This window comes from Streptomyces sp. CO7 (assembly GCF_053474865.1).
In genome coordinates this window covers 709098-714246 of the sequence record NZ_JBRIOU010000004.1, presented here as the reverse complement: position 1 = coordinate 714246, position 5149 = coordinate 709098, and the positions used below count along the sequence as shown (strand labels likewise).

At 74.7% G+C, this 5149-nt stretch carries 4 protein-coding genes; 3 read left to right on the top strand and 1 reads right to left on the bottom strand.

The annotated features are described in order from the left end of the window. The 3 genes from ACOV8S_RS16065 to ACOV8S_RS16055 all read left to right on the top strand — a co-directional run. Window positions 1–2143: ATP-binding protein (locus ACOV8S_RS16065; protein ID WP_448318497.1), on the top strand; the 2143-nt coding region annotated here is incomplete at its 5' end. Between the two features lie 85 nt (window positions 2144–2228). Beyond that, complete coding sequence (locus tag ACOV8S_RS16060; RefSeq protein ID WP_448318496.1) at window positions 2229–2963, top strand: hypothetical protein; 735 nt, start codon at window positions 2229–2231, stop codon at window positions 2961–2963. Between the two features lie 82 nt (window positions 2964–3045). Continuing rightward, the gene (locus ACOV8S_RS16055) at window positions 3046–4335 is read left to right on the top strand and encodes an Nramp family divalent metal transporter (RefSeq protein ID WP_448318495.1); all 1290 of its coding nucleotides are present in this window, start codon (window positions 3046–3048) and stop codon (window positions 4333–4335) included. Window positions 4336–4343: 8 nt separating this feature from the next. Here the strand turns inward: ACOV8S_RS16055 and ACOV8S_RS16050 are convergent, their stop codons facing one another. Continuing rightward, on the bottom strand, window positions 4344–4976 hold the full coding sequence (locus ACOV8S_RS16050; protein ID WP_448318494.1) for a class I SAM-dependent methyltransferase: 633 nt from the start codon (window positions 4974–4976) through the stop codon (window positions 4344–4346). Between the last annotated feature and the right edge of the window lie 173 nt (window positions 4977–5149).

Below are 5149 nucleotides of genomic sequence, written 5' to 3'. Positions count from 1 at the left end.
GCCCACCCGCTTCGTCGGCCGCGACCACGAGGTGGAGGAGGTGTGCCGGCTGCTCGCCGAGCACCGGCTGCTCACCCTCACCGGCGTCGGCGGCGTCGGCAAGACCCGCCTCGCCCAGCGCGCCGCCCGCACCGCCGGACTGCTGCTGCGCGACGGCGCCTGCTGGGTGGAGCTCGCCGAGGTCACCAGCCCCGACGTCCTGCCCTACGCCGTCGTCGAGGGACTCGGCCTGGCGCCCGTGCCCCCGCACACCACGCCGACGGCACACCTGGCCGACGCCCTGCGCGGCCGCGAGATCCTGCTGGTGCTCGACAACTGCGAACACCTCGCCGCCGCCTGCGCCCGGCTCGCCCACCTGCTGCTGGCCTCCACCACCGGCGTCCGCCTGCTCGCCACCAGCCGGCTGCCGCTGGGCCCGGCCGCCGAACGGCTCTACGTCGTCCCGCCGCTCCCCGAGGACGCCTCGCTCGCCTTACTCACCGACCGCGCCGCCCTGCTGGCCGACGCCGCCTGGTCGTCCGACGACGTGGAGCACGCCCGCGCCGTCATCCGCCGCCTCGACGGGCTCCCGCTGGCCATCGAGTTCGCGGCCCGGCGGCTGCGCGCCCTCTCCCCGGGACAGCTCCTCGACCGCCTCGACGAACGCCTGCCGCTGCTCAGCAAGGGCGACCCGGTGGCGCCCGAGCGGCACCGCTCGCTGCGCGCCATGCTCGACTGGAGCCACCAGCTGTGCACCCCCGCCGAACAGCGGCTGTGGGCACGGCTGTCGGTGTTCGTCGGCTCGATATCGCTGGAGGCGGCGCACGCCGTGTGGGAGGCCCCCCGCACCGCCGAGGCCCCCCGCACCGCCGAGGCCTCCCGCACCGGCGCGGAGACCGGCTCCGGCGAGGGGACCCGCCCGGGCGAGGAGAGCGGCCCGGAGGCGCTGCTCGACGCCGTCGACGGTCTGATCGACCACTCCCTGCTGCTCACCGAGCCCGGCGACGGCGCCGGCCGCCGCTACACGATGCTGGAGACGGTCCGCGAGTACGGCCGCGACCGGCTCGCCCGCGGCGGGGACCTCGACGACGCCCGCACCCGGCACCTGCTGTGGTTCCGCGACATGGTGCGCGAGGTCTACGCACGGTGGGCGGGCCCGGGCCAGGCCGCCCGGCTGCGCGAACTGGGGCGGGAGCTGCCCAACCTCCGCCAGGCCCTGGAGTACGGGGTGCGGGAGGGCGCCGAACCGGCGCAGGCCCGCGCCGCCCTGGACATCGCCCACGGCCTCGTCTGGTACTGGACCGCCACCGGCGCCGCCGAACAGGGCGTCGGCTGGCTGCGCCGCGCCCTGGCCGCCACCGCCCCCGCGGACGGCGACCCGGCGGTGCGGGCCGCACGGACCCGGGCCATGTGGGCCTGCGCCTTCCTGGCCGTCTTCCCCGCCGACCTGGAGGCCGCCGCCGGCCAGGCCGCCGAGGCCGCCGGGCGGGCCCGGGCCGACGGCGACCAGGCGTCGGTGGGCTGGGCCACCACGGTGACCGCCCTGGCCACGCTCACCGGCGGCGGGGTCGAGGAGAGCCTGGACGCCTTCCGCGCGGCGGTGCGCGACCTGCGGGCGGCCGGCGACCGCTACGGCGAGCAGAACGCGCTCAGCATCCTGGCCAGCGCGCTGTGCGCGACCGGCCGCCTCGAGGAGGCGGTGGTCCGTCTGGAGCGCGCCTTCGGCCTCTCCCGGGAGCAGGACGAGCGCTGGCACCGCCCCTACCTGCACTGGGTGCGGGCGAAGACCCTGATCGTCGAGCGGCGCCTCACCGGGCCCGACGGCGCACTGGCGCACGTCCTCGGGGTCCTCGAGCCGCAGCGGGACTTCGCCGACCCGCGCGCCCTCGCGCTGGGCCACGACACGCTGGCCCACTGCGCCTGGCTGCTCGGCCGCCACCGCGAGGCCGCCCGCCTCTTCGGCGCCTCCGAGGCCCGCTGGCCCGTCGAGGAGACGCGCATCGCGGCCTACCGGGTCGCGGCCCTGGACACCGCGCGGTGCCTGGAGGAGCTGCGGGCCGCACTGGGGGAGGACGTGTACCGCGCGACCAGGGCCGAAGGGGCCGCGCTGCCGGCCGAGGAGGCGCGGGAGTGGGCCATCCGTTTCGCCGCGGATGCCATGTAAGTCCCCCGGGCCGCACCCACCTTCCTCGGTAACGATGCGACGACAGGTTTTCCGCGGGGTGGGGTCGTGGACCATACTGCGGGCTGTGGAGCAGCGCATCGGTTCAAACACCAAGCCCCTGACCCCGCCCGCCGCCGTCGACCCGGCCCTGATCCCAGGGCTCACCGTCCCGGCGACGGCCGACGGCGCGCCCGAGGACGCCGCCGTGCCCGGCGCGGCGTCCGACGAGGCCGACGCCGTCGTGGAGGACGCCGCGCCGGAGCACGAGGACGCCGCCGAGGCGGACGCCGCGGGTTCCGCCGACGACTCCGGCGAGGGCGCCGACTCCGGTGAGGACGCCGAGGACCTGGGCGAGGGCGCCTCCGCGTCCGCGCCCGTTCCGGACGGTCCGGTCTTCGAGGCCAAGGACTTCCGCGCGCGTCTCGTCGCCGACCACGCCGGCATCCGCCTGTGCCTGGACGACCAGGAGTGCGAGTTCCGCTGGGACGAGATCGGCGCCGTGGAGACGTCGACCTCGGGCTTCGGCAAGCGGTACACGGTCGTCGTGCACACCCCGGACCGCCGGTGGTACTGGATCGAGATCGACGCCAAGTCCCGCGCGGACGTCGCCCGTTGGGAGACGGAGCTGGACGCCGTCCTCGACGCGTACTTCGAGGAGGGCGGCGCGCAGCCGGCCGACGCGGAGACGGACGCGGACGTGAACGCGGGCGTGGACGCCGAGGCGACGGCCGACACGGAGGCCGACGAGGAAGCGGACGCGAAGGCCGACGCGAAGGCCGAGGGTGCCCGCGGGCGGAAGCCGGGGCCGGCGCAGGCGTAGCGCCCGCGGGGCCGGGGGAGCGGCGGACGTCGTCCTGCCGTGCCCCTTGCCGGTGCGCCCGGGGTCGGCCAGGTTGATCGCCATGGCTGACAACACGAACAACACCGCACCCCGGAAATCGAGTTGGAAGTACATCGGCCCCGGCATCGTCGTCGCGGCGACCGGCGTGGGCGCCGGCGACCTGGTGGCGACCCTGGTCGCCGGGGCCAACTTCGGCTACACGCTGCTGTGGGCCGCCGTCATCGGCTGCGTCGTCAAGATCGCCCTGGCCGAGGCGGCAGGCCGCTGGCACCTGGCCACCGGCCGCACCCTCTTCGACGGCTGGGCGTCACTGGGCGCCTGGACCACCGTCTTCTTCGTCGTCTACGCGATCGTCTGGGGCTTCGTCTACGGAGCCGCCGCCATGTCGTCGAGCGGGCTGCCCCTGCAGGCGCTGTTCCCCGGCGTGATGGACCTGGAGTGGTGGGCGGTCTCCACCGGCCTGGTCGGGCTGGTCTTCGTCTGGTTCAACCGGTACGCGGTCTTCGAGAAGGTCATGACCGTCCTGGTGGGCGTCATGTTCCTGGTCACCGTCTACCTGGCGATCCGCGTGGTCCCTCATCTGGGTGGACTTTTCGCCGGCCTGCTGCCGGTCCTCCCGGACGGGAAGGACTCCGTCCTCAACACCCTCGGCCTCATCGGCGGCGTGGGCGGCACCATCACCCTGGCCGCCTACGGGTACTGGGTGAACGCCAAGGGCTGGACCAACACCGGCTGGATGAAGGTGATGCGGCTCGACAACCGGGTCGCCTACGTCACCACCGGCATCTTCGTCGTGGCCATGCTCATCGTGGGCGCGGAACTGCTGCACTCCTCGGGCATCGCGATCGCCTCCGGCGACAAGGGGCTGATCCAGCTCGGCGACATCCTGGAGGAGGAGTACGGGACGGCCACCGCCAAGTTCTTCCTGATCGGCTTCTTCGCCACCTCCTTCACCTCCCTGATCGGCGTCTGGCACGGCGTGAGCCTGATGTTCGCCGACTTCGCCGCCCGCTACCGCACCAAGCGGGCCGCCACCGGCGAGGAGGTCGCCGAGGGCCGCCGCGAGAAGTCCTGGGCCTTCCGCGGCTACCTGCTCTGGCTGACCTTCCCGCCGATCGTGCTGCTCTTCCAGGGCCAGCCGTTCCGCCTGATCATCCTCTACGGCGTCCTCGGCGCGGCCTTCATGCCGTTCCTGGCGCTGACCCTGATCTGGCTGCTCAACTCCTCCCGCACGCCCGCCGAGTGGCGCAACGGGATCACGAGCAACGTGATGCTGGCCGTCGCCGGACTGCTCTTCCTGGTCCTGTGCGTCAAGCAGATCTGGGACCAGGACTGGGCGAAGTTCTTCTGACCGGACCGTCAGGCGGCGCGCTCGGCGCGCAGCACCGCGTCGTGGACGGTGACCTCGCGCCCCTCGTGGGTCACCGTCCGCAGCCGGGCGGCCCGGGTGTGCACGGTCCAGCCGCCGGCCGGGATGAGGTCGTCGGCCAGCTCGTCGGCCGTGCAGAACAGGTCCGGCTCCGGCGGCCGCGGCACGGCGCCGTCGGTCAGGTCCCGGGGGTGGTGCAGGACCACGACCAGGCTGCCGCCCGGCGCGACGGCCTCGGCGAGACCCGCGAACACCTGGCGGCGCACGTGCGACGGCAGGTGCAGGAACGTGGAGAACACCAGCTCGTAGGCCGCCGTCTCCGGCATCCAGTCCAGCACGTCGGCCCGCCGCCAGGTGACCTGCCCGGCCAGCTCCGGCGGGGTGTGCCCGGCGGCCCGGTCCAGGGCCACCTGCGAGACGTCCGTCCCGGTGACCGTCCACCCCTGCCGGGCGAGCCAGAGCGAGTCCGCGCCCTCCCCGCACCCGGCCTCCAGCGCCCGTCCCGGGGTCAGCCCGGACACCTCGTCCACCAGGGCGGGGTTGGGATCGCCGCTCCACAGCCGGTCGGCGGAGGAGTAGCGCGCGTCCCAGAAGCCGGCGGTGAAGCGGGGGTCGTCGGTCATCTCGGTTCGTCCTCCTGCGGCCGTGGCTCCTGTCCGGGCATCGTATGCCCGAGTCCTCCGGCCTCCCGGGCACGGACGCGTCGCCCTTGGGAAGGGCCGGAAACGTGCCCGCCCCCGCAGCCGTGTCGCGCTGCGGGGGCGGGACCCGCCTCCTGGCGGGGGGAGGTGTGGAG

Coding starts and splice junctions, on each gene's coding strand:
- ACOV8S_RS16055 (WP_448318495.1), top strand. CDS start 3,046: ATGGCTGACAACACGAACAACACCGCACCCCGGAAATCGAGTTGGAAG.
- ACOV8S_RS16050 (WP_448318494.1), bottom strand. CDS start 4,976: ATGACCGACGACCCCCGCTTCACCGCCGGCTTCTGGGACGCGCGCTAC.